The 24,266-nt window shown below is 75.1% G+C and carries 25 protein-coding genes; 15 read left to right on the plus strand and 10 right to left on the minus strand.

Translation table 11 applies throughout. The features are described from left to right. Positions 1-127: 127 nt before the first annotated feature. Positions 128-1,291, plus strand: coding sequence for an acyl-CoA dehydrogenase family protein (locus BLU95_RS32580; protein ID WP_093863132.1), 1,164 nt, complete (start codon positions 128-130; stop codon positions 1,289-1,291). Positions 1,292-1,440: 149 nt separating this feature from the next. On the opposite strand, the gene BLU95_RS32585 is transcribed toward BLU95_RS32580, so the two are convergent. Continuing rightward, positions 1,441-1,893 (minus strand): hypothetical protein, encoded by a 453-nt coding sequence (locus BLU95_RS32585; protein ID WP_159425077.1) that lies wholly within the window; start codon positions 1,891-1,893, stop codon positions 1,441-1,443. Between the two features lie 276 nt (positions 1,894-2,169). Here BLU95_RS32585 and BLU95_RS32590 point away from each other — a divergent pair, with 276 nt between their 5' ends. From BLU95_RS32590 to fxsA, 5 genes are all read left to right on the plus strand, one after another. Then, entirely contained in the window at positions 2,170-2,610 is a 441-nt protein-coding gene (locus tag BLU95_RS32590; RefSeq protein ID WP_030396362.1) for an Lrp/AsnC family transcriptional regulator, read from the plus strand. A 30-nt stretch (positions 2,611-2,640) separates the two neighbouring features. Further along, entirely contained in the window at positions 2,641-4,287 is a 1,647-nt protein-coding gene (locus tag BLU95_RS32595) for an amidohydrolase (protein ID WP_093863134.1), read from the plus strand. Between the two features lie 32 nt (positions 4,288-4,319). After that, the gene (locus BLU95_RS32600; RefSeq protein ID WP_093865287.1) at positions 4,320-4,778 is read left to right on the plus strand and encodes a twin-arginine translocation pathway signal protein; all 459 of its coding nucleotides are present in this window, start codon (positions 4,320-4,322) and stop codon (positions 4,776-4,778) included. Between the two features lie 262 nt (positions 4,779-5,040). Next, complete coding sequence (lnt, locus tag BLU95_RS32605; protein ID WP_093863135.1) at positions 5,041-6,696, plus strand: apolipoprotein N-acyltransferase; 1,656 nt, start codon at positions 5,041-5,043, stop codon at positions 6,694-6,696. A gap of 129 nt (positions 6,697-6,825) precedes the next feature. Continuing rightward, a complete protein-coding gene (gene fxsA / locus BLU95_RS32610) occupies positions 6,826-7,407 on the plus strand; it encodes an FxsA family membrane protein (protein ID WP_093863136.1) in 582 nt (193 codons plus the stop codon). 213 nt (positions 7,408-7,620) lie between these two features. Here fxsA and BLU95_RS32615 read toward each other — a convergent pair whose 3' ends face one another. The 3 genes from BLU95_RS32615 to BLU95_RS32625 all read right to left on the minus strand — a co-directional run bounded on the left by BLU95_RS32615 (position 7,621) and on the right by BLU95_RS32625 (position 10,274). Next, on the minus strand, positions 7,621-7,995 hold the full coding sequence (locus tag BLU95_RS32615; protein WP_030396357.1) for an RNA polymerase-binding protein RbpA: 375 nt from the start codon (positions 7,993-7,995) through the stop codon (positions 7,621-7,623). A 288-nt stretch (positions 7,996-8,283) separates the two neighbouring features. Beyond that, positions 8,284-9,921, minus strand: a complete 1,638-nt coding sequence (locus tag BLU95_RS32620; protein WP_197698645.1) for a hypothetical protein — start codon at positions 9,919-9,921, stop codon at positions 8,284-8,286. Between the two features lie 158 nt (positions 9,922-10,079). Then, a complete protein-coding gene (locus tag BLU95_RS32625; protein WP_030306123.1) occupies positions 10,080-10,274 on the minus strand; it encodes a hypothetical protein in 195 nt (64 codons plus the stop codon). A 355-nt stretch (positions 10,275-10,629) separates the two neighbouring features. Between BLU95_RS32625 and BLU95_RS32630 the strand changes: the two genes are divergently transcribed. From BLU95_RS32630 to BLU95_RS32640, 3 genes are all read left to right on the plus strand, one after another. Beyond that, positions 10,630-11,034, plus strand: a complete 405-nt coding sequence (locus BLU95_RS32630) for an ankyrin repeat domain-containing protein (RefSeq protein WP_093863137.1) — start codon at positions 10,630-10,632, stop codon at positions 11,032-11,034. A 24-nt stretch (positions 11,035-11,058) separates the two neighbouring features. Then, positions 11,059-11,601: a GNAT family N-acetyltransferase gene (locus BLU95_RS32635; RefSeq protein WP_093863138.1), complete on the plus strand. Its 543-nt coding sequence runs from the start codon at positions 11,059-11,061 to the stop codon at positions 11,599-11,601. A 100-nt stretch (positions 11,602-11,701) separates the two neighbouring features. Further along, positions 11,702-12,844 (plus strand): serine hydrolase domain-containing protein, encoded by a 1,143-nt coding sequence (locus BLU95_RS32640; protein ID WP_231977981.1) that lies wholly within the window; start codon positions 11,702-11,704, stop codon positions 12,842-12,844. 37 nt (positions 12,845-12,881) lie between these two features. Here BLU95_RS32640 and BLU95_RS32645 read toward each other — a convergent pair whose 3' ends face one another. The 3 genes from BLU95_RS32645 to BLU95_RS32655 all read right to left on the minus strand — a co-directional run bounded on the left by BLU95_RS32645 (position 12,882) and on the right by BLU95_RS32655 (position 15,326). Beyond that, entirely contained in the window at positions 12,882-13,559 is a 678-nt protein-coding gene (locus tag BLU95_RS32645) for a vitamin K epoxide reductase family protein (protein ID WP_093863140.1), read from the minus strand. 63 nt (positions 13,560-13,622) lie between these two features. Next, on the minus strand, positions 13,623-14,447 hold the full coding sequence (locus tag BLU95_RS32650; RefSeq protein WP_093863141.1) for a DsbA family protein: 825 nt from the start codon (positions 14,445-14,447) through the stop codon (positions 13,623-13,625). Positions 14,448-14,648: 201 nt separating this feature from the next. Continuing rightward, a complete protein-coding gene (locus tag BLU95_RS32655; RefSeq protein WP_093863142.1) occupies positions 14,649-15,326 on the minus strand; it encodes a hypothetical protein in 678 nt (225 codons plus the stop codon). A 731-nt stretch (positions 15,327-16,057) separates the two neighbouring features. Between BLU95_RS32655 and BLU95_RS32665 the strand changes: the two genes are divergently transcribed. The 3 genes from BLU95_RS32665 to BLU95_RS32675 all read left to right on the plus strand — a co-directional run bounded on the left by BLU95_RS32665 (position 16,058) and on the right by BLU95_RS32675 (position 17,659). Further along, positions 16,058-16,249 (plus strand): hypothetical protein, encoded by a 192-nt coding sequence (locus BLU95_RS32665; RefSeq protein WP_093863144.1) that lies wholly within the window; start codon positions 16,058-16,060, stop codon positions 16,247-16,249. Continuing rightward, positions 16,246-16,632, plus strand: a complete 387-nt coding sequence (locus BLU95_RS32670) for a hypothetical protein (protein ID WP_093863145.1) — start codon at positions 16,246-16,248, stop codon at positions 16,630-16,632. Before BLU95_RS32665 ends, BLU95_RS32670 begins: the two co-directional genes overlap by 4 nt. A gap of 148 nt (positions 16,633-16,780) precedes the next feature. Continuing rightward, complete coding sequence (locus tag BLU95_RS32675; protein ID WP_093863146.1) at positions 16,781-17,659, plus strand: CHAD domain-containing protein; 879 nt, start codon at positions 16,781-16,783, stop codon at positions 17,657-17,659. Positions 17,660-17,694: 35 nt separating this feature from the next. Here BLU95_RS32675 and BLU95_RS32680 read toward each other — a convergent pair whose 3' ends face one another. After that, a complete protein-coding gene (locus BLU95_RS32680; RefSeq protein ID WP_093863147.1) occupies positions 17,695-18,483 on the minus strand; it encodes a uracil-DNA glycosylase in 789 nt (262 codons plus the stop codon). A 136-nt stretch (positions 18,484-18,619) separates the two neighbouring features. Between BLU95_RS32680 and BLU95_RS32685 the strand changes: the two genes are divergently transcribed. From BLU95_RS32685 to BLU95_RS32695, 3 genes are all read left to right on the plus strand, one after another. Then, complete coding sequence (locus tag BLU95_RS32685; RefSeq protein ID WP_093863148.1) at positions 18,620-19,684, plus strand: slipin family protein; 1,065 nt, start codon at positions 18,620-18,622, stop codon at positions 19,682-19,684. Positions 19,685-19,715: 31 nt separating this feature from the next. After that, entirely contained in the window at positions 19,716-20,183 is a 468-nt protein-coding gene (locus tag BLU95_RS32690; RefSeq protein WP_093863149.1) for a CBS domain-containing protein, read from the plus strand. Between the two features lie 376 nt (positions 20,184-20,559). Next, the gene (locus BLU95_RS32695; protein WP_093863150.1) at positions 20,560-21,666 is read left to right on the plus strand and encodes a DUF4034 domain-containing protein; all 1,107 of its coding nucleotides are present in this window, start codon (positions 20,560-20,562) and stop codon (positions 21,664-21,666) included. Positions 21,667-21,768: 102 nt separating this feature from the next. Here BLU95_RS32695 and BLU95_RS32700 read toward each other — a convergent pair whose 3' ends face one another. After that, a complete protein-coding gene (locus BLU95_RS32700) occupies positions 21,769-23,259 on the minus strand; it encodes a SulP family inorganic anion transporter (RefSeq protein WP_093863151.1) in 1,491 nt (496 codons plus the stop codon). A 492-nt stretch (positions 23,260-23,751) separates the two neighbouring features. Next, on the minus strand, positions 23,752-24,162 hold the full coding sequence (locus BLU95_RS32705; protein ID WP_093863152.1) for a PaaI family thioesterase: 411 nt from the start codon (positions 24,160-24,162) through the stop codon (positions 23,752-23,754). Positions 24,163-24,266 lie beyond the last annotated feature (104 nt).

The raw sequence follows: 24,266 nt of genomic DNA on the forward strand, positions 1-24,266 counted from the left end.
CGCATCGCCATGCCTGTGAACGGCCGTTCACCGCAATCCGGTGCCGCCCGGCCGAGGCTGCCACACCCCGCGCGGGCCCGACCACACCCCGGGGCCCGGCGCACGACCGAGGAGGCGACCAGCCGCCATGACCACCTCCCCCGCGAAGTCCGTGGACCGCCAGCTGCCCAGCGAGGAGGCCCGCGAGCTCCTGAACCTCACCCGGGACCTCGTCCAGCGCGAGCTGAAGCCGCGCGCCGCGGAGGACGAGGCCGCCGGCCGCTTCCCGCGCGAGGTCTTCCGCACGCTCGGCGAGGCCGGTCTGCTCTCCCTCCCGTACGACGAGGCGTACGGCGGCGGCGAGCAGCCCTACGAGGTCTACCTCCAGGTGCTGGAGGAGCTGGCGTCCGGCTGGCTGGCCGTCGGCCTGGGCGTCAGCGTGCACACCCTCTCCTGCCACGCGCTCGCCACCTTCGGCACCGACGAGCAGCGCGGCCGCTGGCTGCCCGGGATGCTCTCCGGCGAGCAGCTCGGCGCCTACTGCCTGTCCGAGCCGCAGTCCGGCTCCGACGCCGCCGCCCTGCGCACCCGGGCCGACCTGGACGGCGAGGAGTACGTCGTCGGCGGCACCAAGGCCTGGATCACCCACGGCGGCGAGGCCGACTTCTACAGCGCGCTGGTGCGCACCGGCGAGGAGGGCGCCCGGGGGATCAGCTGCCTGCTGGTGCCCGGCACCCAGCCCGGCCTGTCGGCCGCCCCGCCGGAGCACAAGATGGGCATGAAGTCCTCGCCCACCGCCCAGCTGCACTTCGACGGTGCCCGGGTCTCCCGGGACCGGCTGATCGGCAGCGAGGGCCAGGGCTTCCAGATCGCGCTCGCCGCGCTGGACTCCGGCCGGCTCGGCATCGCCGCCTGCGCGATCGGCGTCGCCCAGGCCGCGCTCGACACCGCCGTCGACTACGCGCGCGGCCGCCACCAGTTCGGCCGGCCGATCGCCGACTTCCAGGGCCTGTCCTTCATGCTCGCCGACATGGCCACCCAGATCGAGGCCGGCCGCGCGCTCTACCTGTCCGCCGCCCGCCGCCGCGACGCCGGCCAGGCGTTCTCCAAGGAGGCGGCGATGGCGAAGCTGTTCTGCACCGACGCCGCGATGCGGGTGACCACCGACGCCGTCCAGGTGCTCGGCGGCTACGGCTACACCCAGGACTTCCCGGCCGAGCGCTACATGCGCGAGGCCAAGGTGCTGCAGATCGTCGAGGGCACCAACCAGATCCAGCGCCTGGTGATCGGCCGCCACCTCACCAAGGGCTGACCGCCGCCCGGCCCGCCGCCGCCCCCTGGGGCGCCCGGCGGGCGGCACGCGAACGGCCCCCGGTGCCGCTCCTGGGTACGGAGCGGGACCGGGGGCCGTGCCGCCGATCGTCGGGGCCGACGCGCGATGCCCTGGCGCGCGGCCGGCGCTCAGCGCCGGGAGAACCGGCTGCGCTGCTCGGGGATGGCCGGGACGGAGCCCGAGCGGACCGGGCGGTGCACCAGCGCGTGCGAGAACGGCTGGGTGCGCCAGTCGTGCTCGCCCGGCAGCGCGAGCAGCGCGGCCAGGCCGGCCGAGTCGGCCTCCTCGGCGCACTCCACCTCGGCCAGGTCGTCCGTCGGGGTGCCCGAGCCCGGGCACAGGGTGGGGGAGAAGGGGTGCCAGGCCCGGGGCAGCACGGCGTGCTGCGGCAGCCGCTCCTCGTCGCCCACCAGGGCGATCGGACGCCGGCAGGACGGGCAGTCGACCCGGACGGTCTCCCACGGCTCGGCCTCGCCCGGATCCACCCCCGGCGCGGCGTCGTAGGGGACCGCGAGGTCCTCGCGGTCGGTCGTATCGTGGGCGTCGTCCGCGCCCGTCGGGCGCTGGTCGGTAACGCGCATGGTGATCCCCCTCGGATCGGGCCCGGCGTGGTCGCCCGGGGCCACAACCAGCACTTCCCGCCGACGCGGACTCATAACCCTGCAGTTCGGCGCACTGTGATGCACCGGGTGTGTCCTTCGCCACATTCGTCCGGCATGTGCCCGTACGGCACCCCGGGGCGCGCCGGACGCGTCTCCGCGCCCCCCTGCCGGTCCCGCGTGCGCCCCCGGCCCGACGCCGTCCGCGCCCCCCGCCGCGGCGATCCGCGCGCCCCCGAGAGGGTAGGTTTGCGCCTTGTGGAGGATCTCGATCAACGCATCGTCCGACTGCTCCTCCAGGACGGCCGGATGAGCTACACGGACCTGGGCAAGGCCACCGGCCTGTCCACCTCGGCGGTGCACCAGCGGGTGCGCCGCCTCGAACAGCGCGGAGTGATCCGCGGCTACACCGCGATCATCGACCCCGACGCCGTCGACCTCGCGCTCACCGCGTTCATCTCGGTCAAACCCTTCGACCCCAGCGCCCCCGACGACACACCCGAGAGACTGGCCGACCTGCCCGAGATCGAGGCCTGCCACAGCGTCGCCGGCGAGGAGAACTACATCCTCAAGGTCCGCGTCGGCGCCCCCGGCGACCTGGAGGACCTGCTGGCACGCATCCGCAGCGCCGCCGGCGTCTCCACCCGCACCACCGTCGTCCTGTCCACCCCCTACGAGGCCCGCCCCCCGAGGCTCTGACCGGCCCTCCGGGGGGTGCAGACTTGGCCCATGACCGAACGCAACTCCCGGACCGTCCTGCTGCGCGGCGGCGCCGTCTACAGCCCCGCCGACCCCTTCGCCACCGCCATGCTCGTCGAGGGCGAGCACGTCGCCTGGGTCGGCAGCGACGGCGCCGCCGAGGCCTACGCGCGGACCGCCGACGAGATCGTCGAACTCGACGGCGCCCTGGTCACCCCGGCCTTCGTCGACGCCCACGCGCACGCCACCGCCACCGGCCTCGCGCTCACCGGCCTCGACCTCACCGGAACCCCCTCGCTGGCCGCCGCCCTGGCCGCCGTCACCGCCTTCACCGCCCGCGAGCAGCCCGGCGGCGTCCTCATCGGCCACGGCTGGGACGAGACCGGCTGGCCCGAGGGCCGCCCGCCGACCCTCGCCGAGCTGGACGCCGCCGCCGGCGGCGCCGCCGTCTACCTCTCCCGCACCGACGTGCACTCCGGGCTCGCCACCACCGCGCTGCGCGCCCTCACCGACGGCCTCGCCGACCGGCCCGGCTTCCACCCCGACGGCCCGCTCACCCGCGACGCCCACCACGCCGTCCGCGCGACCGCGCTGGCCCGGCTCACCCCCGCCCAGCGCCGCCACGCCCAGCGCGCCGCCCTCGCCCGCGCCGCCGAACTCGGCATCGGCGCCCTGCACGAGTGCGCCGGCCCCGAGATCTCCTCCGAGCAGGACCTCACCGCCCTGCTCGAGCTGGCCGCCGAGGGCGACGGCCCCGAGGTGTTCGGCTACTGGGGCGAGCTCGCCGAGCGCGGCGGCGTCGACACCGCCCGCCGGCTCGGCGCCGTCGGCGCCGGCGGCGACCTCTTCGTCGACGGCGCGCTCGGCTCGCACACCGCCTGCCTGCACCACGACTACGCCGACGCCGCGCACACCGGCACCTCCTACCTCACCGCCGCCCAGATCGCCGACCACGTCACGGCCTGCACCGAGGCCGGCCTCCAGGCCGGCTTCCACGCCATCGGGGACGCCGCGGTCGCCGCCGTGCTGGAGGGCGTCCGGGCGGCCGGCGACCGGATCGGCGCCGACCGGGTCCGGGCGCTGCGCCACCGGGTCGAGCACGCCGAGGCCCTCGACGACAAGACTGTCGCCGCCTTCGCCGAACTCGGCCTCACCGCCTCCGTGCAGCCCGCCTTCGACGCCGCCTGGGGCGGTCCGGACGGCATGTACGCCCGTCGTCTGGGCGCCGAGCGGGCCGCCGCGCTCAACCCGTTCGCCGCGCTGCTGCGCTCCGGTGTCCCGCTGGCCTTCGGCTCGGACGCCCCGGTCAGCCCGCTCGACCCCTGGGGCACCGTCCGGGCCGCCGCCTTCCACCGCACCCCCGAGCACCGGATCTCGGTCCGGGCCGCGTTCACCGCCCACACCCGCGGCGGCTGGCGGGCGGTCGGCCGCGACCAGGACGGCGTCCTCGTCCCCGGCGCGGTCGCCAGCTACGCGATCTGGGCCGCGACCGACCTGGTCGTCCAGGCCCCGGACGACCGGGTGGCCGGCTGGTCCACCGACCCGCGCTCCGGCACCCCCGGCCTGCCGGACCTCACCCCGGGCCACCCGCTGCCCACCTGCCTGCGCACCGTCGTCCGCGGCCGCACCGTGCACCTGGCCGGGGCCGCCGCCCCGGCCCCCGCGGAAACCGAGTGACCGGCGCGGGCCGACGGCCCCAGGTCGGCCCCATGACCGACCAGCCGTTCGTTCCCGCCGACTTCACCGTCCCCCGTGCGCTCGACGCCGAGGGGTTCCGCCTGGAACCCCTCGGCGAGCAGCACAACGAGGCCGACCACGCCGCCTGGACCGGCAGCATCGCCCACATCCGCGCCACCCCCGGCTTCGGGCACGGCACCTGGCCCCCGGCCGAGGGCATGGACCCCGACCGCAACCTCGCCGACCTGCGCCGCCACGCGGCCGACTTCGAGGCCCGCCGGGGCTTCACCTACAGCGTGCTCGCCGTCCCCGGCGACGCGGTCGTCGGCTGCGTCTACGTCTACCCGGACCGCGAGCGGCCCGGCGTCGCCGCGGTCAGCTCCTGGGGCCGGGCCGACCGGGCCGGGCTGGACGCCCCGCTGTACCGCGCCGTCTCCGACTGGCCGACCACCACCTGGCCGTTCGCCGAGGCGACCTACGCCCCGCGCTGACCGGCCGCGGCGGTCCGCGCCCGCCGCCGTCCCCGCGCCCGCCGCCGCCGTCCCCGCGCCGACCGCGCCGACCGCGTCGTCCCCGCGCCGACCGCGCCGACCGCGTCGACCCCGCGCCGACCGTCCCCGCCGGGACGGCGCAAAGCGACCCTCAGCTCACGGCGGGGTGTCCGGTCGGGGTACCTTCTTCGGACAGCGTCCGAACAGCCGTCCCCGTACACCACAGCGGGACGGCGTCGAGAGAGATGGTGCGACGGTGGTCATGCCCGTCACCCAGGAGCGGTCCGGTACCGCACCCGAAACCCCCGACGAGGCACCCGGCCCCGGCCGCGTGGCCCGGGCCCTCGCCAGGATCCGGGCCGGCCTGCCCCGCACCGGACTGGCCGCGCTCGCCGGGCTGCTGCTCGCGCTGGCCTTCCCGCCGTTCGACCTGTGGCCGCTTTCCCTGCTCGGCGTCGCCGCGCTGTCCCTGCTGACCCGGGGCCGCACCGCCCGCCAGGCGGCCTGGACCGGCTTCGCCTTCGGCCTGCCGTTCTTCCTGATGCTGCTCAGCTGGCTGCGGGTGGTCGGCTGGGACGCCACCGTCGGCCTGTCCGTCGTCGAGGCGCTCTTCCTGGCCGCCCTGGGCTCCGGCCTCGCCGTCACCTCCCGGCTGCCCGGCTGGCCGCTCTGGGGCGCCTGCCTGTGGATCACCCAGGAGTGGGCCCGCGACCGGCTGCCGCTCGGCGGCTTCCCCTGGGGCCGGCTGGCCTTCGCCAACACCGCCACCCCGTACACCCCGTTGGCCGCGCTCGGCGGCGCCCCGCTGGTGACCTTCGCCGTCGCCCTCTCCGGCACCCTGCTGGCCTGGTCCGTCGTGCGGGCCACCGGCCGCGGCGCCGACCGCCGCCCGGTCGCGGCCGCCCTCGCCGCGCTCGGCGCCGTCGCCACCATGCTCGCCGGGTTCCTGGTGCCGGTGCCCACCGCGGCCGCCGACACCGTCAAGGTCGCCGTCATCCAGGGCAACGTGCCCAACCCCGGCATGGACTTCCTCGGCCGCCCGATGATGGTCCTCAACAACCACGCCTCCGCCACCGAGAAGCTCGCCGACGACATCACGGCGGGCCGGGCCGAGCGGCCGGACATCGTGATCTGGCCGGAGAACTCCTCCGACCTCGACCCGTTCTCCGACCCGGCCGCCTACCGGCGGATCGACCAGGCCGTCCGCGCGATCGGCGTGCCCACCCTGGTCGGCACCCTCGTCGACGGCCCGGACGAGCAGCACGTGCAGAACGAGGGCATCGTCTGGGACCCGAAGACCGGCCCCGGCGCCTCCTACACCAAGCAGCACCCGGTGCCGTTCGGCGAGTACGTGCCCTTCCGCGACCAGCTCTCCAAGGTCATCACCCGTCTCCAGCGGGTCGCCCGGGACTTCTACCCCGGCGACCACAACGGCGTCATGCAGCTCGGCCCGGCCCGGATCGGCGACGTCATCTGCTTCGAGGTCGCCTACGACGAGATCGTCCGCGACACCGTCGACCAGGGCGCCCGGGTCCTCGTCGTGCAGACCAACAACGCCACCTACGCCAAGACCGGGCAGCCGGAGCAGCAGCTCGCGATGAGCCGGCTGCGCGCCGTCGAGCACGGCCGCGCGGTGCTGATCGCCGCGACCAGCGGCATCAGCGCGGTGATCGCCCCGGACGGCACGGTCGTCCAGCGCACCGAGGAGCTGACCGCCGCCGAGCTGACCGCGACCGTCCCGCTGCGCGACGGCACCACCGTCGCCGACCGGGTCGGTGCCGCCCCCGAGTGGACGCTCGCGGTGGCCGGCCTGCTGGCCTGCGCCGGGGGCGTGCTGCTGGCCCGCCGCCGCCGCGCGACGGCCCCCGCGGACGCCGGCGCCACCGCTCCCGGCGGCCCGCCCGCCCCGGGCGAGTGACCCGGTGTTCCGCCCGGCCCGCGCCCGGCGGAACACCGGCCGCCGGCCGGCCGTTGGACCAGGTGGTGCCGTAGCCGGCCCGGACCTCCCGTGCGGCGCGCAGAGCACCGCCTGGAGTGGATTCGTACCGTGACCCGGCAAGACACCCCCACCCGTCCGGCCCCGCGCTCGAAGCTGCGGCGCGCGCTGCCGCTGCTGCTGACCGCCTGGCTGGTACTGGAGATCTGGCTGCTGGTGCAGGTGGGCTCCTGGCTGGGCGGCCTGACCGTGGTGCTGCTGCTGATCGCGGGCGCGCTGATCGGCGGCTCGCTGATCAAGCGGGCCGGCGCGCGCGCCCTGTCGGCGGCCTTCGAGCAGACCCGCGACCCGCGGCCGGAGCAGCCGCAGACCGGGACCAGCTTGACCGTGCTGGCCGGCCTGCTGCTGATCCTGCCGGGCTTCCTCTCGGACGCGGTGGCGCTGACCCTGCTGTTCCCGCCGACCCGCGCGCTGTGGCGGGCGGCCGGGCGCCGGGCGGCCGACAAGGTGCTGCGCTCCACCGCGACCGTGGGAGCCGACCCGCTGGCGGACGCGATGCGGCTGCAGGAGCAGCTGCGGATCCACCGCCCGGACGGCAAGGTGATCCAGGGCGAGGTGGTCGAGCCGGGCGCCGGTCCGGCCGCCGGACCGCAGGGCCCGGACACCGGCTACCGCCCGCCCCTCAACGGCTGACCCGCGCGCCGACGGCGGACCGGGCCCGTCCCTCCCGACCGGGTGGGGCGGGCCCGCGGGCGGAAGCCGCTCCTGTCGGCGGCTCCTGTCGGCCGGGCGTGTCGGCCGGGCCGAAGCCGTCTCCGCCCGGCCCCGGAGCGAGCGGGAACGCGAAAGGGACCCTGGTGACCAGGGTCCCTTTTCGCGTGCCCCCGCCGGCCGGCGGGAGCGGGGTCAGGCGCTCTTGCGGGTGTCCCGCGGGTGCACCGCGAGGTTCATCCCACCGGAGCGGAGCACGGCCAGCCGCTCGGCCAGCACCTCCTCCAACTCCTCACGGGTCCGGCGCTCCATCAGCATGTCCCAATGGGTACGCGTCGGCTTGGTCTTCTTCTCCTCGGGCTCGTCACCGTCGAGGAGTACCGCCTCCTGGCCGCAGAAGCGGCATTCCCAGGCGGAGGGGATCTCGGCCTCGACCGAGAAAGGAACCTCGAATCGGTGTCCGTTCTGACATGCGTACTCGACGGTCTGGCGGGGAGCCAGATCGATACCGCGGTCGGTCTCGTAGCTAGTGGCCCCGAGTCGCGTGCCGCGGAGAGCTCGCTCGCTCATGAATCGTGCCTCCCGGGCTTATGGCCCACAGGACTAGTGGTCGCTGTTCTTCGTCGTTCGGTCAACGCGCGGCCTCCGACGAAGATTCCCGTCCCGGGACATGCGTCGTCTGTTGTGCCGTCCCTGTTTGTACCCACCGGCGCCCGATTTGTCACATCTGGCCGGTGATATCACCCCAGGTGTCACCTATTTCACATCTGGTGATCGGTCGGCCTTTCCCGGACGAGCGTACCGGGCCGGGATTCGACGGTGGGAGCCGCCCCTCCCCTTCGGATGCATGGCCGCCGGTCAGGCGAGTGGGCGGAAGCGTAGCGCGGCCGGGCCCTTGGCGAGGTCCACCCCGGCGTGCGCGGTCGGACCGAGCTCCACCGGGACGGTCGGAGTGCCGTCCTGGTGCGCGGGCAGCGGCTGCGCCGACGGGACCGGCGCGGGCGCCTCGGTGCGGGTGTCGCGGTGCGGCAGCAGGGCGATCACGGCGTCCCGCAGCGCGGCCGGCGCCTCCTCGTCCAGGGGGTCGACGGTGGCCGGCAGCTGGAGCCGGACCGGGGCGCCGGTGCCGATCCGGGCGTAGCCGCGCCCGGCCGGGGCGTGCGCGGCGGGCACGATGTCCAGCGGCACCCCGAGGGCGGCGTGGCTCTCCTCCGGGCCGGCCGGGCCGAGCACCACCCGGGCCCGGGCGGTGGCCCGGACGCTCGGCGAGATCCGGTCCCGGGCCTCGATGTCGTCGGCGACCACCACGGTGACCCGGGCGGCGCGGCCGTGCCGCAGCGGCAGCTCCAGCAGGTCCTGCGGGTCCGGGCGGCCCTCGGCGTGGGCCAGTTCGGTCAGCTCGGTCGGGTGGTCGAGCAGCAGCCACAGCGGCCGGGTGACGTCGGCGGGCGGCGCGGTGCCGGCGTGCCGGGCGGCGTTCAGCGCGGTGAGCCGGCGCTCGGTCTCCTGGGCCGCCCAGTGCAGCGCGGCCAGCGCGCCGTGCAGGCTGGTCTCCACGGTGTGCACGCCGGGCCGGTTGACCAGGCAGGCGTGCTCGCCGGTACCGGCGCCGTCGATCACCATCAGATCGGCGTACGGCAGGACCTGGAGGGCGATCGAGCGGATCAGGCTGGAGGTGCCGTAGCCGCTGACGCCGAGCGCCAGCAGGTGCGGCTCGGCCGAGCGCGGACCGGTCCGCCAGACCACCGGCGGCTGCTGGGCGGGCGCGCCGCCCTGCTGTACCGGGATGGTCCTGGCGCTGCCGTCCTCGTCGGTGAAGCCGAGCACGATCTCGCCGGGCGCGGCTACGAAGCGCTGGGCGGCGATGTCGGTGGGCAGCGGGGCCAGGGCGGCGATCCGGAGCCGGTTGGACTCCTCGTCCCAGTCGAAGCGGTACTCGCGGGCCCGGCCGGCCTTGCCCTGGACGACCTGCTCGATCCGGGCCCGGGCGGCCGGCTCGGTGTCGGTGAAGTACGCGGGGTAGGCGATCTCCAGTCGGGAGAGCCGGCCCCCGGTGTCGAACTCCCAGCCGGAGAAGACGTTCTTCCAGTCGCCCTCGTGGCGGTAGAGCGGCACGAGCTCGTCCGGTCCGGCCAGGTACGGGGTGAGGGCCGCGTACAGGGCGGTGAGCTTGACCTCGGCGACGTCCGGCTCGGGCGGGGCCGGCGGGGCCTTGGGCGCGCGACCGGCCCAGGCGGCGCTGGCCATCAGCGCGACCAGGGCGAACAGCAGGCCGTGCGGCAGCAGGAAGATCCCGACCAGCATCGCGGCGACCAGGAACACCGTCGGCCCGCGCCGCTCCTTCGGGGTGGCCTGCCAGCGGTCCCTGGCCCAGCCGGCGTGGTGGCGCAGCCCCCGGCCGACGACGGTGAGCGGCGCGAACATGTCGGAGGCGTGGTCGCCAGCCGTGCGGACGAGGTCGCGGCCCTTGGTGAGGTGGTGGCGGTTGAGCGGCATTCCTGGCTCCCCGGGCGAGTGGGACGGTCGGGTGGAACGGGGTTCGCGGCGGCGGCCGGTCCGGTGGCGGCTCCGGCGGGAACGGCCGGGTGGGGCGGGAACGACCGGGCCCGGGGCGGTGGGATCCGCACCCGGGCCCGTGGGGCGGGGGAGGCCCGCTAGAACTTGATGCCGCCGAGCAGGCTGGCGAGGGTCGCGCCGCCCGCGGTGATGCTCGGCGCGATCGAGGAGCCGGCGATGTAGAAACCGAGGAGGGCGCAGACGATCGCATGGGAGACCTTGAGTCCGTCCCTGCGGAAGAAGAGGAAGGTGATGGTGCCGAACAGGACGATGCCGGAAATCGAGAGGATCACGTTCTGCTCCTCGGAGGAGGGGACGGGGACAGTGTCACGGAAAGTGCCACAATCGTGACAAAAAGTAATAGATGATGGAACGGTGCAAATGGGTGGATCTTCGGAGATGCGCCATTCCGTGACCCGGACGGCGGTGTGCGAACCGAGCCCGCCGGGGCCCGTGGGTGCCGCATTTCCGGCGTGCCGAGCCATTCCCGCCGCCCGGGCGGGAAGTTTCCCGGGGTGGGGAGAAGTTCCCCCGAACGGGCGCGCAACCTTCCCGCCCCCGTGTCGTGCGCTACGGTGCGTCCGGCGCGACCACCGACCGCACCGGCACGGCCCCGACCCGGGCCGCGCCGTGGAGAAAGGCCGAGACATGACCGACACCCCCGACGCCGACGTGATCGCCCTGGCCGGCAAGCTCTTCGACGCCGCCCGGGCCGGCGACTCCGCCGTCCTCGCCGCCTACGTCGACGCCGGCGCCCCGGCCGACCTCACCAACGACCGCGGCGACACCCTGCTGATGCTCGCCGCCTACCACGGCCACGCCGTCGCGGTCACCGCCCTGCTGGAGCGCGGCGCCGACCCGAACCGGGCCAACGACCGCGGCCAGACCCCGCTCGCCGGCGCCGTCTTCAAGGGCAACGACGACGTCCTCGACGCCCTGCTCGCCGGCGGCGCCGACCCCGCCGCCGGCACCCCGTCCGCCGTCGACACCGCCCGGATGTTCGAGAAGACGGCACTGGTCGCACGGTTCGAGGGCCGACCGGAGGCGGGCTGAGCGGGCGCCGTAGGCTTGACGACCATGGAGAGCACCACCACCGGCGGAACCTTCGCACACGACCGCAAGGGCGACCGCGTCGAGCTGCGCGTCACCGGCTTCGGACACCCCGACGCCCAGCTCCTCGCGGCCGAGGTCCAGCAGGAGTACGTCGTCCGCTACGGCGAGGGCGACATCACCCACCTGCACCCCGACCACTTCGAGCCGCCCGCGGGCCTCTTCGTCATCGCGTACCTGGACGGCCGGCCGGTCGCCTGCGGCGGCTGGCGCGCCAAGTCGGCGGCCCCGTTCGGCATCCGCGACGGCGACGCCGAGCTGAAGCGGATGTTCGTCCGCCCCGAGGCGCGCGGCCGCGGCCTGGCCCGCACACTGCTGCGCCACCTGGAACGGACCGCTGCCGACGCCGGCCGGACCAGGTTCGTCCTGGAGACCGGCACCGAGCAGCCCGAGGCCATCGCCCTGTACGCCTCCGAGGGCTACGCGGCGATCGAGAAGTTCGGCATCTACCGCGAACACCCGCAGAGCATCTGCCTGGGCAAGGAGTTCGACGGCGCGTCCGCCGTCTGACCCGCGCCCGGGCCGGGTAGCCTCCCGAGGGGGACCGACCGGACCCCTCGGGAGGGGCGCCGGCCGACGACGGCCGGCGACGGGCGGGGGAGAACCGCGGATGACCGGACCGGTACTGCCCGCCGCGCCTGCCGGACCCGCCGCACCTGACGGACGCGCTGGTCCTGCCGCCCCCGCCGGTCCTGCCGGACCCGCCGGACTCGGAGAACTCGCCGACCCGGACGGCCCGTTGGCCCGACTGGTCACCGGGGGCCTGCGCACCGCCGGGACCGGCGGCGTCTGGTCGGTCGGCGACGCCGGCGGCGTCCGGGCCCGCGGCCGGACCGGCCCCCTCGGCCAAGGCCCCTGGGCCGCAACGGAGATGGACCACGACACCCTCCTCGACCTGGCCAGCATCACCAAGATCGTCGCCCTCTGGCCGTGCGCCGGAGCCCTCCGGCAGGCCGGCCGGCTCCCCCTCGACCGCCCCCTCGCCGACTACTGGGCCCCGGCCGCCCGGCACCCCGTCGGAACGGTGACGGCCCGTCAGCTCCTCACCCACACCGCAGGACTGCCGCTGCGCACCCGATTCGCCGAACTCTACGGCGACGACCCGGTGGCGATCCGGGCCGGCGTCCTCGCCGCCCCGCTGCACCGCCCGCCCGGCCTCGCCGTCGAGTACACCGACCGGGCCGCCGTCCTGCTCGGCCACCTCGTCGAGGACCTCGCCGGCGCACCGCTCGACCGGCTCGCCGCCCGGCAGGTCTGGCAGCCGCTCGGCATGACCGACACCCGCTACGGCCCGCTCGGCCCGGACACCGCCCACCGCACCGCGCCCACCGAGTACGAGCGCAGCGCCGACGGCATCCTGTGCGGCACCGTCCACGACCCCTCGGCCCGGCTGCTCGGCGGCGTCTCCGGCAATGCCGGCGCCTTCTCCACCGCCCGCGACCTGGAACGCTTCCTCACCGCCCTGCTCGCCCCGCCCACCGGACTCCCCTGGGGAGAACCGTGGATCACCGAGTCCCTGCGCGTCCACACCGGCGGACTCGCCCCCGCCCGCGGCCTCTCCTGGCTCTGCGCCGCCGGCACCGACCCCGCCGCCGGCACCTTCGTCCACTACGGCTTCACCGGCACCGGCATCTGGGTCTCCCGCCGCCGCGGCCGCTGGGCACTGCTGCTCACCAACAAGGTCCACTACGACCGCGACTTCCAGCCGCTCACCGACCTGCGCAACGCCTTCCGCCGGGCCGTCCTCGGCTGACGGCCCGGCGGGGGCGTGCGCGCGGCGGTGCCGGGCGTCAGATCAGCGTCGACCAGTACGACCAGAACCGGTTCAGGACCAGCAGCGCGATCACCGCCGCCCACAGCACCGGCAACGCCCAGTGGTAGCGGGCGGCCTCCCGGACCACCGGCCGCAGCCGGGGCCCCACCGGGACCACCCCCGACCGCAGATTGTGCAGCGTCGTGTACCAGAACAGCGCCACCACCGTCACCCACACCACCATGCAGTACGGGCACAGCGCACCGATGTCGTACAGCGCCTGCACGATCAGCCAGTGCGTGAACCCCACCCCGAACAGCGTCCCGGCCTGCAGCCCCAGCCAGAACCAGCGCCGGTACGCGGCCCCCGCCAGCAGACCCGCGCCCACCGCCGCCAGCGCACCGAACGCGGCCAGCCCGAGCAGCGGGTTGGGGAAGCCGAACACCTCGGCCTGCGCGGTGCGCATCACCGAACCGCAGCTGATCACCGGATTGATGTTGCAGCTCGGTATGTAGGAAGGATCCTCCAGGATCCGCAGCTTGTCGAAGGTCAGCACCGCCGAGGCGGCCAGCCCGACCAGCGCGGCCAGCAGGACGAACAGCGAGAACGCGCGGCCCGCGCCGACCGGCCCGGGAGCGGGCCCGGACGCACCGGCGGGACCCGCGGCGCCGGGACGGGAGGAGGAGTGGGACGGCAGAGCGGTCGATGCGGTCATGGCAGAGCACTCCGTGGGTGAGGAAGGGCCGGCCCGGCCGGGAATCGGCCGGGCCGGTGGTGCTCACTGCAAGCCCGCGGCCTGCTTCACCTGCGCGGTGAACTGCTCCGCCGTCAGCGCCTTGTTGCCGCTGAACAGCGTCAGCGGCTTGCCGTCCACCTTCACCGTCGGCGTACCGGTCACCCCGCTGTCGTTGAACGCGTCCGCGACCTTCTTCGCCCACGGCGCGTACGTCCGGTCCGTGACCGCCTTGACGAAGGCGTCCGTCTTCAGCCCCGGCACCTTGTCGGCCAGCTCCAGCAGGTGGTTGACGTCGCCGAAGGCGTCCTCGCGCTCGTCCGGCTGGTTGGCGTACAGCACGTCGTGGTACGCCTTGAACTTGTCCACGCCCTCGTTCACCGCGGCGCCGATCGCCGCCAGCGCCGTGCGCGAACCCTTGCCGCCGAGGTTCTTGTCCAGGAACGCGGCCAGGTGGTACTCGACCTTGACCGTTCCGTCCTCCGTCAGCTTGCGGACCGCGTCGCCGTTCGCCGCCTCGAAGTTCTTGCACACCGGGCAACGGAAGTCCTCGAACACCTGCAGGGTGTGCGCGGCGTCCGCCTTGCCGTACGTGATGACCGTGCCGTCCGCACCCGAGGTGTTCGCCGGCACGACCATCGCGGTCGGCTCGACCGCGTCCGCCGACGAGGACTTGCTGTCGCCGGCCGTGCTGATCGCCAGCGCGGTGCCGCCGACCAGGGCGAGACCGACGGCCAGCGAGACACCGACGACGATCCGCCGACGGCGCGCGTTCGCCTGCTTCTCCAGACGCTGCGCCTCCTGGATGCGCTCACGGGCGCTGATCTTCTGGGCCTGCTTGCGGGACGGCTTCTGGTTGGGGTGAGTCATGTCGGACCAACTCCGTAATGGGGCGCGCCGAGGGGCGCGCGGAATGTCCCCACCCCGGCACGCGGCGTACGGCACGGGCGCACGGGGGCGCCGGCGCAAGGTACGGGTACGGGCCGGAGGGGACTACTGGGCGGGGGGCGGAGTCGCGCACCGCCCGCCGGACACCCGGGGGCCCGTCATCGGGCGGTCCTCAGGACGTCGTCAGCGGGCGGGCGCCGGCAGCGGCGGACCGCGGCGCGGCGCCGGACTCAGCACCACGTCCTCGCGGCGCGGGCGGCGACGGTCCGGAACCGGCAGCGGCACCCGCAGCACCGGTCGGACCGGCGCCGGGAGCAGCAGCGCGACCAGCGCGCGCAGCGGCGCCGCGACCGCCAGGCGCAGCGCGCGCAGCGCCCGCACCAGGCCGGACAGCGCCGCGTCGCCCAGCCGCAGCCAGGCCGCGGCGGCCAGCGCGATCACCAGGTGCACCAGCAGGAGCAGCAGTTGGGTGGCCGCGGGCGCCAGCCGCCCGGAGTGCCCCAACTGGCCGTAGAGCAGGGACGACCCGTCCACCGAGCCGCCGCCGCAGACCAGCAGGTTCATGCCGCGGGCGGGGAGGTCGGCGCCGAGGACCGGACCACAACTGGTCTGGCCCAGGTTGAACGTCGTGTTGAGCAGCAGTTCGACCGGGACCATCACGGCCGCGATCTGCGTCAACCGCCGTTCCCCGCCGGCCAGCGCGGCCGCGACCAGGAACACGACGGCGGTCGCGACCGCCACCAGTGTGAGCGGCAGCGGGCGACCGGTGATCACCACCTGGCCCAGCGCGGACAGCGGCACGGCGAGCGCGGTGAACACCGCGGCCCGCAGGGCCCTCGTCGCGTGGGTGGAGGTCGTCACGCTCGGGAGTATGTCACGGCCCTTACGCCGGGCACGAGGGTGCGTGGGGGCCGGCGGCCGGATCGGCGCACAGATTGTCCCGCATCGGTCGTTCGTTCGCGGTCCGGGGGCGGGGAGTTCACCGGGGCGATGGGTTTGACGGCGCGGCGGCGGGTGAGGGGCCGTCAGCCGCTGACGGGGCGGTGGGACGGTCCGACAATCGGGCGATGGACTATGCCCATGGCCCGGGGCCGGGGGCGCCCGATGTGCCGGAGGGGCCGGAGGTGCCGGGGACGCCCGCGGTGCCGTCACCGCCGTGGCCGCCGTGGCCGTGGTTCCCGCCGCACACCCCGCAGCCCCCGCACCCCTCGCACCCTTCGCACTCCGCGACGCCCTGCCCGTCGCCTTCGCCTTCAGCCACCCCGCTGCCGACGCCCACGCCCACGCCCACGCCGACCTTCCCTCCCTCGCCGTCCCCGTCGGTGCCGGCCGTACCGTCGCCCGTCCCGACCCCGGCTGCGACCGCACACCCCGAGCCGTCCGCCGCCCCCGAACTGTCCGCGCCGTCGCCCGTGCGGACCGACCCCGCAGCCCCGGCCGTCACCCGGCAGCCCGCGAAACCCGCCCCGCCACCGCTCCCGCCGCACGGCCCCGTCACCCTCCGGCCGGGACCCGGAGCACACCCCTCGCCCCCGCACCCACAGGGCCCGCACCCACAGGCTCCGCCCGACTGGACGGCACAGCCCCCGCCCATGCCGCCGCCCCCCGCTCCGACCGCCACCCTCACCGCCGTCGTCGCCGCACCCCCGCCCCCCGCCGCGCCCCCGACCGCCGGCCTCGACCCCACCACCTGGACGACCGTCCTCCTCCTCACCGTCCTCGTCCCGGCCGCGCTCGCCGCAGCCCTCGGCCACCACCGCACCAGCTCCCGGAGCCGCCGATGAACCCCCTCCCCCTGCTCAGCGCCGCCGCCTGCGTGACCCTCGCCGTCGGCTCCCTGGCCATCGCCCACCGACTGCGCCCCGCCGTCCCCGAGGGCGAACTCCCGCCCGAGCCCCACCCCGTCCTCTCCAGCATCGGTTCCGGCCTGCTCTCCGGCTTCATGCTGCTCACCGGCTTCCTCGTCGCCACCGGCTGGGCCGCCCGCAGCACCGGCGTCCTGCCGCCCCGCGGCCTCTACCTCGCCGACGTCGCCGCCGGCATCGCCGTCCTCCTCTACCCCGCCCTCGCCGGCCTCCCCTTCGTCCCCCGCTACACCACAGCTGTCGTCTTCTTCGCCGCCCTCGTCGGCTACACCCTGTGCCTCGCCATCCAGCTGCGCCCCTGAGCGCCGCCGCGCTGCGGCGGTGGGGGCGGGGGCCGGGACGGGCGCGGGGACGGGTGCGGCGGGTGGCGCAAAGGTGCGCTGCCCCGGGCCGGGGTGCGGGCTAGCCTGGGGAGCGATTCCCGGACGCCCCGGAAGGGGGTGCAGACGGATGGCCGATGACATGGTCACCGTGGGTGAGGTGGTGCTCGGACGGATCCGGGCGCAGACGGAGGTACTGGCCGGACTGGACGACGCCGTCCGCGCCGACGAACCGGACGCCGTGCACCGGATGCGGGTCGCCTGTCGACGCCTGCGCAGCGCGTTCCGGACCTACCGGCGACTGCTGGCCCCCGGAGCGACCGACGAACTGGTGGCCGAGCTGCGCTGGCTCGCGGCCGCGCTGGGCCGGGCCCGCGACCAGGAGGTCCTCGGCGAACGGCTGGCGGCGCGGGCCCGCGAACTGCCCGCGGAATGCGGACCCGAACAGGTCGCCGCCGAACTGGAACGCCGGGGGAAGACCGAGTACCGCCGCGTCTGGCCGGAGGTCGTCGCCGCCCTGGACAGCCCGCGCCGCCGGGCACTCGCCGACGGACTCGCCGCACTGCTCACCGACCCGCCCTTGCGCGGCCGGGCGGACCGGGCGGCCGGCCCCGAGCTGAGCCGCGTCGCGGCGAAGGAACAGCGGCGCACCGCCGACCGGATCCGCACCGCGCTGGCCGACGAGGGCACGGAACAGGACATCGCGCTGCACGAGGCCCGCAAGGCCGCCAAACGCGCCCGGTACGCGGGCGAGACGGCGCTGCCGGTGGCGGGCCGGGCGGCCGAGCGGTACGTCTCCCGGATGAAGGCCGTCCAGGAGGTCCTCGGCGAGCACCAGGACGCCGTGGTGGCCTCGACCGCGCTGCGCGAGCAGGCACGGGCCTCGAAGGAGCCCTTCGGCTACGGCGTGCTGTACGGACAGCAGTTGGCCGAGGCGGAGCGGGCGCGGCGCGCACTGCCGGAGGTGTGGGAGCGGGCGGCCCGGCCGAAGCTGGCCCGCTTCGGCTGAGCCGAGGCCCGGAGCACGACCGACGCTCCGCGCCGTCACTCCTCCACCGGGTCGAGCCCGGCGGAACGGGCGGCGGTGCGGAGCAGCTCGCGCAGCATCACGGTGCTGAGCCGGCCGGTGTTCGTATTGCGCGGACTGACGTGGTAGCAGCCGTACAGCTCCAGCGGCGGCCCGCCGTCACGGGCGGCCAGGGTGACGTGCGCGCCGTGGCCGAACCGCGGCCGGGGACGCGGAACGGTCCAGCCCGCCGCGTCGAGCACCGGGAGCAGCGTCTGCCACGCGAACCCGCCGAGCGCCACCACGCTGCGCACGGTGGGGCGGAGCAGCTCGAACTCGCGGGCGATCCACGGCCGGCAGGTGTCGCGCTCGGCGGTGCTCGGCCGGTTGTCGGGCGGCGCGCAGCGCACCGGGTCGGTGATCCGCACACCGTGCAGCGCGAGGCCGTCGCCGTGCCGGACGGAGAGCGCGCGATTGGCGAGGCCCAGGCGGTGCAGGGCCGCGTAGAGCAGGTCGCCGGAGGGGTCGCCGGTGAAGATCCGGCCGGTGCGGTTGGCGCCGTGCGCGGCGGGGGCGAGGCCGACCAGGACGAGCGGGGCGTCGGGCGGGCCGAAACCGGGGATCGGGCGGGCCCAGTAGTCCCAGTCCAGGTAGGCGCGGCGTTTGACCCGGGCCGTCTCCTCGCGCCACTCGACCAGCCGGGGGCAGGCCCGGCAGCCGGTGACGACACGGTCGAGGGCGGCGAGGTCGGGCGCCCGGGCGGCGGCCGCGGCGGGGTGCCGCGGGTGGTCCGGGGTGTCCGCGTACTCGTCGGGGGGCTGCGGCATGGCGACGATCCTAGGGCTGCGCGGGGTTCGTCCCGGCCAGGACGGGGCAGGCGTAGCGTGGAACCGGCTGTTCCGGCTGCCGTCGGCCGGCTGGGCCGGCGACGGCCGGGGCTCGCTGCCGCGCGAGGAGGCCGTGATGGTCGTCGATGTGGTGATAGCGGTGGTCGTCGTCGTGCTGATGCTGACGGCCGTGGTGGCGGGGCTGAGCGTCCGCGTGGTGCAGCAGTTCCAGCAGGGTGTGGTCTTCCGGTTCGGCCGGGTGCTCGACGAGGTGCGCGGGCCGGGGCTGGTCACGCTGATACCCGTCGCGGACAGGCTGCGCCGGGTGAACGTGCAGATCGTGACGCTGCCGATCCCGGCACAGGAGGGCATCACCCGTGACAACGTGACCGTCCGGGTGGACGCGGTCGTGTACTTCCGGGTGGAGGACCCGGTGAAGGCGATCATCAATGTGCAGGACTACAACTTCGCCATCTCCCAGGTCGCGCAGACCTCGTTGCGGTCGATCATCGGCAAGAGCGAGCTGGACGACCTGCTGGCCAACCGCGAACCGATCAACCAGGGGCTGGAGCTGATGATCGACAGCCCGGCCCTCGGCTGGGGCATCGAGATCGACCGGGTGGAGATCAAGGACGTCGCCCTGCCGGAGTCGATGAAGCGCTCGATGTCGCGGCAGGCGGAGGCCGAGCGGGAGCGGCGGGCGCGGATCATCACGGCCGACGGCGAGTACCAGGCGTCGGCGCGGCTGTCGGAGGCGGCGGCGGTGATGAGCGCGACCCCGGCGGCGCTCCAGCTGCGGCTGCTGCAGACGGTGGTGGAGGTCGCGGCGGAGAAGAACTCGACGCTGGTGCTGCCGTTCCCGGTGGAGCTGTTGCGGTTCCTGGACAGCGCGGCGGAGACCCATCGGCGGGCCGCGGGCACGGCCGCCGGCGCCGGACCGGGGGAGTCGGGGCCGGGGGAGCCGAGGGCGGGGAAGTCGGCCGAGGTCCCGGGTGCGGAGGACGGGACACCTTCGGTGCGCGCTGCCGAGGTGCACGAGCTCCCGCCGTTGGAAGAGGTGTTGGAGAGCTCGCCGCTCGACGTGCCGGGCGAGGTTCCGGCCGACGACCCGGCCGGGTCGTCGGAGGGCCCCGAGGGTGGGCGGGGAGCCGCCGCGCAGGCCCGGTGGCGGGGCCCCGGCGGCCGGACCACGATGGAGTGACGGGAGTGGCAGGCAGGTCAGGAGGCCGATCATGACCAGTGCGGGCGACATCATGCATCAGGGGGCCGAGTGCGTGCGCGAGCACGAGACGCTCGCCACCGCGGCCCGGCTCATGAAGGAACGCGACGTCGGGGCGCTGCCGATCTGCGGTGAGCGGCAGAAGCTCCTGGGGATCCTCACCGACCGGGACATCGTGCTGAAGTGCGTCGCGGAGGGCCTCGACCCGGAGCAGGTCACGGCGGGCGAGGTGGCCCAGGGGCGGCCGATGACGGTGGAGGCGGACGAGGACGTCGAACAGGTGCTGCGGGTGATGGAGCAGTACCGGGTGCGGCGACTGCCGGTGATCAACCACCCGGAGCACGAGCTGGTCGGAATGATCAGCGAGGCGGACATCGCGCGCGGCATGCCGCAGACGCGGCTGGCGGAGTTCGTGACGGCGGTCTGCGCCGAGGACCCGCCCCGCTCGAAGGAGGTACTGGACACGCCGCAGGGCGTGTGACGGGGAAGGGGAAAGCGAGGAGGTGCGGGGCGGGGCAGGTGCACGAGGGAGCGGCGGGGGTGCGGGTCGGCCCGGGGCCACGCCCCGGGCCGACCCGGTGGGGTCCACGGTGGCGCGGATCGGCATCGGACGCTCGCTGGGCCGAGGACATGTCCGGCCGAAGGGGACGAACCTGTCGGCCGGTCAGGGCAGGTCCGGCCTCGGTCGGGAGGGCGCCGCGTGGTGCCGGTACGATCCTCCTCGCCGTGCACACGGGTGCGAGGGCCAGGGCTGGCGCGGCGCGTCCGCACGATGTCCCTCGCCGCGCCCGGTGCCCACCCGTGACCGCCCGGATCCGGACGGTTTGTCGTTGCCTCGCCGGCCAGGAAAGCAGTTCATGATCCTCGTTTCCGTCCTTCTGACCGCTGTCGTGCTCGTGGTCGCCGGTGCGGTCAAAGTCGTTCCGCCGCTGCTCGCCAAGGGGCGGCAGAGCCGCCGGGAGGATGAGCTGCGGGCGACCCTCGTCCCGCGCGAGCAGCTCGTGCTGAAAGGTGAGGAACCGCCCGCCGAGCTGGCCGCCGCGCTCGACGCGGCCCGGGCCGGTGACTGGCGTCCGGCGGCCGGGTACCTGGCCGAGGTCGGTGGCTACCCCGACGCGTCCTGGCGCTGGGCGCGGCTGGGGCCCTGGTGCAAGGTGGCGGCCGAGGACGACCGCTGGCTGCGGCAGTGGCGCGAGGAGGACCCGCGCAGTGCGGCGGCCGCTCTGGTGCAGACCCTTGTACTGGTCGATCGTGCCTGGGAGATCCGCACCAGCAAGTTCGCCTCGGAGGTGAGCGAGGAGCAGTTCCGGGGGTTCCGCCAGGTACTGCGCGAGGCGGAGCAGGTCGCGCAGCAGGCCGTCGACACGGCGCCGGCCGAGGACCCCAACCCCTGGGTGGCGCAGATCGCCATCGCCATGGGCATGAGCTGGTCGCGCGAGGACTTCGGTAGTCTCTGGGCCGAGGTGGTGGCCCGTGACCCGCACCACCTGGGGGCGCACGAGGGTGCGCTGCAGTACTGGTGCGCCAAGTGGCACGGCAGCCACGAGCTGATGCACGCCTTCGTGGACACCGCGCTCGCCGGCGCGCCGGCCGGCAGCCTGCTGCCCGTTCTGCGGATACGGGCGTTTCTCGAAAAGGTCTCCCGGGACAAGGCCCCGGCCGCCGCCTACCGGACGCCGGAGTTCACTGCGGCCGTGGACGCCCTGCTGGCCGACCTGGCGCAGGCCGACCCGGCACATCCGCGGCTCCAGCAGGCCCGGGGCTGGGCGGCCTGGGGGCTCGTCATGAATGCCCGGACGGTGGACGCGTTCGAGCTGTTCCGGGTGATGGGCCGGGAGGTGGACGGCCCGTGGCGCGACTACGACGATCCGCTGGGGGCCTTCGACCGGATGCGCGAGATCTGCGTGCAGGCGATCGCCCGCGCCTGGGTCGCGATGGAGCAGGGACAGGGCTCGACGGTGTAGCCGGGCCCGGGCGGCTCGCTCGGGCCGGCCGCCCGAAGTCCGTGAGCGAGTGGGGCAGCGGTCATGCCCGGGCCCCCGGGGCAGAGCCTGCCAGGGGGCGGGTCAGTGGCCGGCGACGAGTTCGCCGGTGAGGCGGCCGTGGAGTTCGGCGCTGGGCTCGTTGAGGCCGGTGATCCGGACGGTCTTGCCGCGCTGGGCGTACTTGGCCGTCACGGTGTCCAGGACCGCGACCGAGGAGGCGTCCCAGACGTGCGCGCCGCTGAGGTCGACGACCACGTCGTCCGGATCGTTCGCGTAGTCGAACCGCCCGACCAGCTCGTTGCTGGAGGCGAAGAACAGCTCCCCGGTCACGGCGTACACCACCTGCGTCCCGTCCGGGTCGGTGACGGCGGTGACGTCCGCGTGCCGGGCCACCCGCCGGGCGAAGACCATCATGGCGGTGACCGAGCCGACGACGACCCCGATCGCGAGGTTGTGGGTGGCGACCACGCAGACGACCGTGATCACCATGACCGCGATCTCGCCGAGCGGCATCCGGCGCAGCGTCGCGGGGGCGATCGAGTGCCAGTCGAAGGTCGCGAAGGACACCATCACCATCACGGCGACCAGTGCCGCCATCGGGATGTCCGACACCACCGGCCCGAGGACGACGCACAGCACCATGAGCAGGGCGCCCGACAGGAACGTCGACAGGCGGGTGCGGGCCCCGGACACCTTGACGTTGATCATGGTCTGCCCGATCATCGCGCAGCCGCCCATGCCGCCGAACAGCCCGGTGACGATGTTGGCGATGCCCTGCCCGATCGACTCCCGGGTCTTGTTCGAGCGGGTGTCGGTGATGTCGTCGACCAGCTTGGCGGTCATCAGCGACTCCATCAGGCCCACCAGTGCCATCGCCAGCGCGTAGGGCGCGATCGTGGTCAGCGTCCCGAGCGTGAACGGCACGTCGGGGAGTCCCGGCACCGGAAGGGAGGTCGGCAGCGCGCCCTTGTCGCCGACGGTCGGCACCGCGATCCCGGCGCCCAGGGTGATCGCGGTCAGGACGGCGATCGACACCAGCGGCGCCGGCACCACCGTGCTCACCCGCGGCAGCAGCACCAGCAGCGCCACACCGCCCGCGAACAGCGGGTACACGGCCCACGGCACCCGCCCGAGTTCCGGCAGCTGCGCGACGAACACCAGGATCGCGAGGGAGTTGACGAAGCCGACCATCACCGCGCGCGGCACGAACCGCAGCAGCTTCGCCACCCCCAGCGCGCCCAGCGCGATCTGGAACACGCCGGCCAGGACGACGGCGGCCACCAGGTACCCGAACCCGTGCTCGCGGTTGAGCGGCCCGATCACCAGCGCCACCGCGCCGGTGGCGGCCGAGATCATTGCCCGGCGTCCGCCGACGACGGAGATGGTCACCGCCATCGTGAAGGAGGCGAACAGGCCGATCTTCGGGTCCACTCCGGCGATGATCGAGAAGGAGATCGCCTCCGGTATCAGCGCCAGCGCCACCACCAGGCCGGCCAGTACCTCGGTGCGCCAGACCTTCGGGTCCGAGCACCACGCGGGCAGCAGACCGCCGGGCCCTGCGGAGCGGACCACCCGGGACGTGCGGGGCGTGCGGGACGAGGGGGGAACGGACACGCGGAGGACCTGTCGTACTCGGGCGCGGCCGGGGGCACACCGGGCGCGCTGGGTGGAGGCGGGCGCGGGTGCGGAGGGCACCCCGCCGAGGCCCGGCGAGGAGGCCGGGGCCGGAAGCACGGAGGGGCGCGGTCGTGGCCCGCGCGCCGAGCGCGGGCAGGTCTCACGCCCGGGGGCGGGGCGTCACGGCGGGCAGGCGGCGGTGCCGGGCGTTCTGGCCTCGTGCACGCTCGTCTCCTGCGGAAGAGGGGGACCCTGGCCGGGGGCGGCGACGGCCCCGGCCCACCGGACCGTCGGGCAGCGGCAGGAGCCCGACAGTGGGCCACTCTACCCGGCGCGGTTCCCGGCATTGCTTCCGGCATTGCTTCCGGCACTGCTTCCGGTACTGCTCCCGGGCCGGTCACCGGGCCGGGAGCAGTGCCGGGACCGGTCGCGGGACCGGGCGGGGGCTCAGGCCAGGGCGTAGACCGTGGTGGCGTGGGCGGCCGGCTCCTCCTCGCCCTCGGCGGTGAGGGTGATGTCCAGGAAGGCGATCCGCCGGCCCAGCTTGGTGACCCGGGCGTGCACCAGGACGTCCTGTCCGACGACCGCGCGCTGGAAGCTGGTGGACTGCTGGACGGTGGTCATCGGGCCGAAGCCGCCCCGGGCGGCGGACACCGCGATCACGCTGGCGGTGTCCGCCGCCGCCATCAGCGCCTGGCCGGACAGGCCGCCGCCCTCCCGGGCGAGCTGGTCGGACCACGGCAGCCGGAGCACGGCGTGACGCTCCCCGGTCGCGGTCACCGACAGGCCGAGCGCCTGCACCCAGGGAGCGAAGTTGTCGGCCAGGATCTTGTCCGCCTCGGCGGTGGTGAGGGTCATGCCGTCATTGTGGTGGCCACCGCGGGCGGTGTCAGGGGTGTCGGGGAGTCGGGGCGGCGGAGGACGGCGCGCCCGGGCGGCGGCGGACGACGCACCCGGGCGGC

The sequence above is a fragment of the Streptomyces sp. TLI_053 genome, from assembly GCF_900105395.1.
Taxonomy (GTDB): Bacteria; Actinomycetota; Actinomycetes; order Streptomycetales; family Streptomycetaceae; genus Kitasatospora.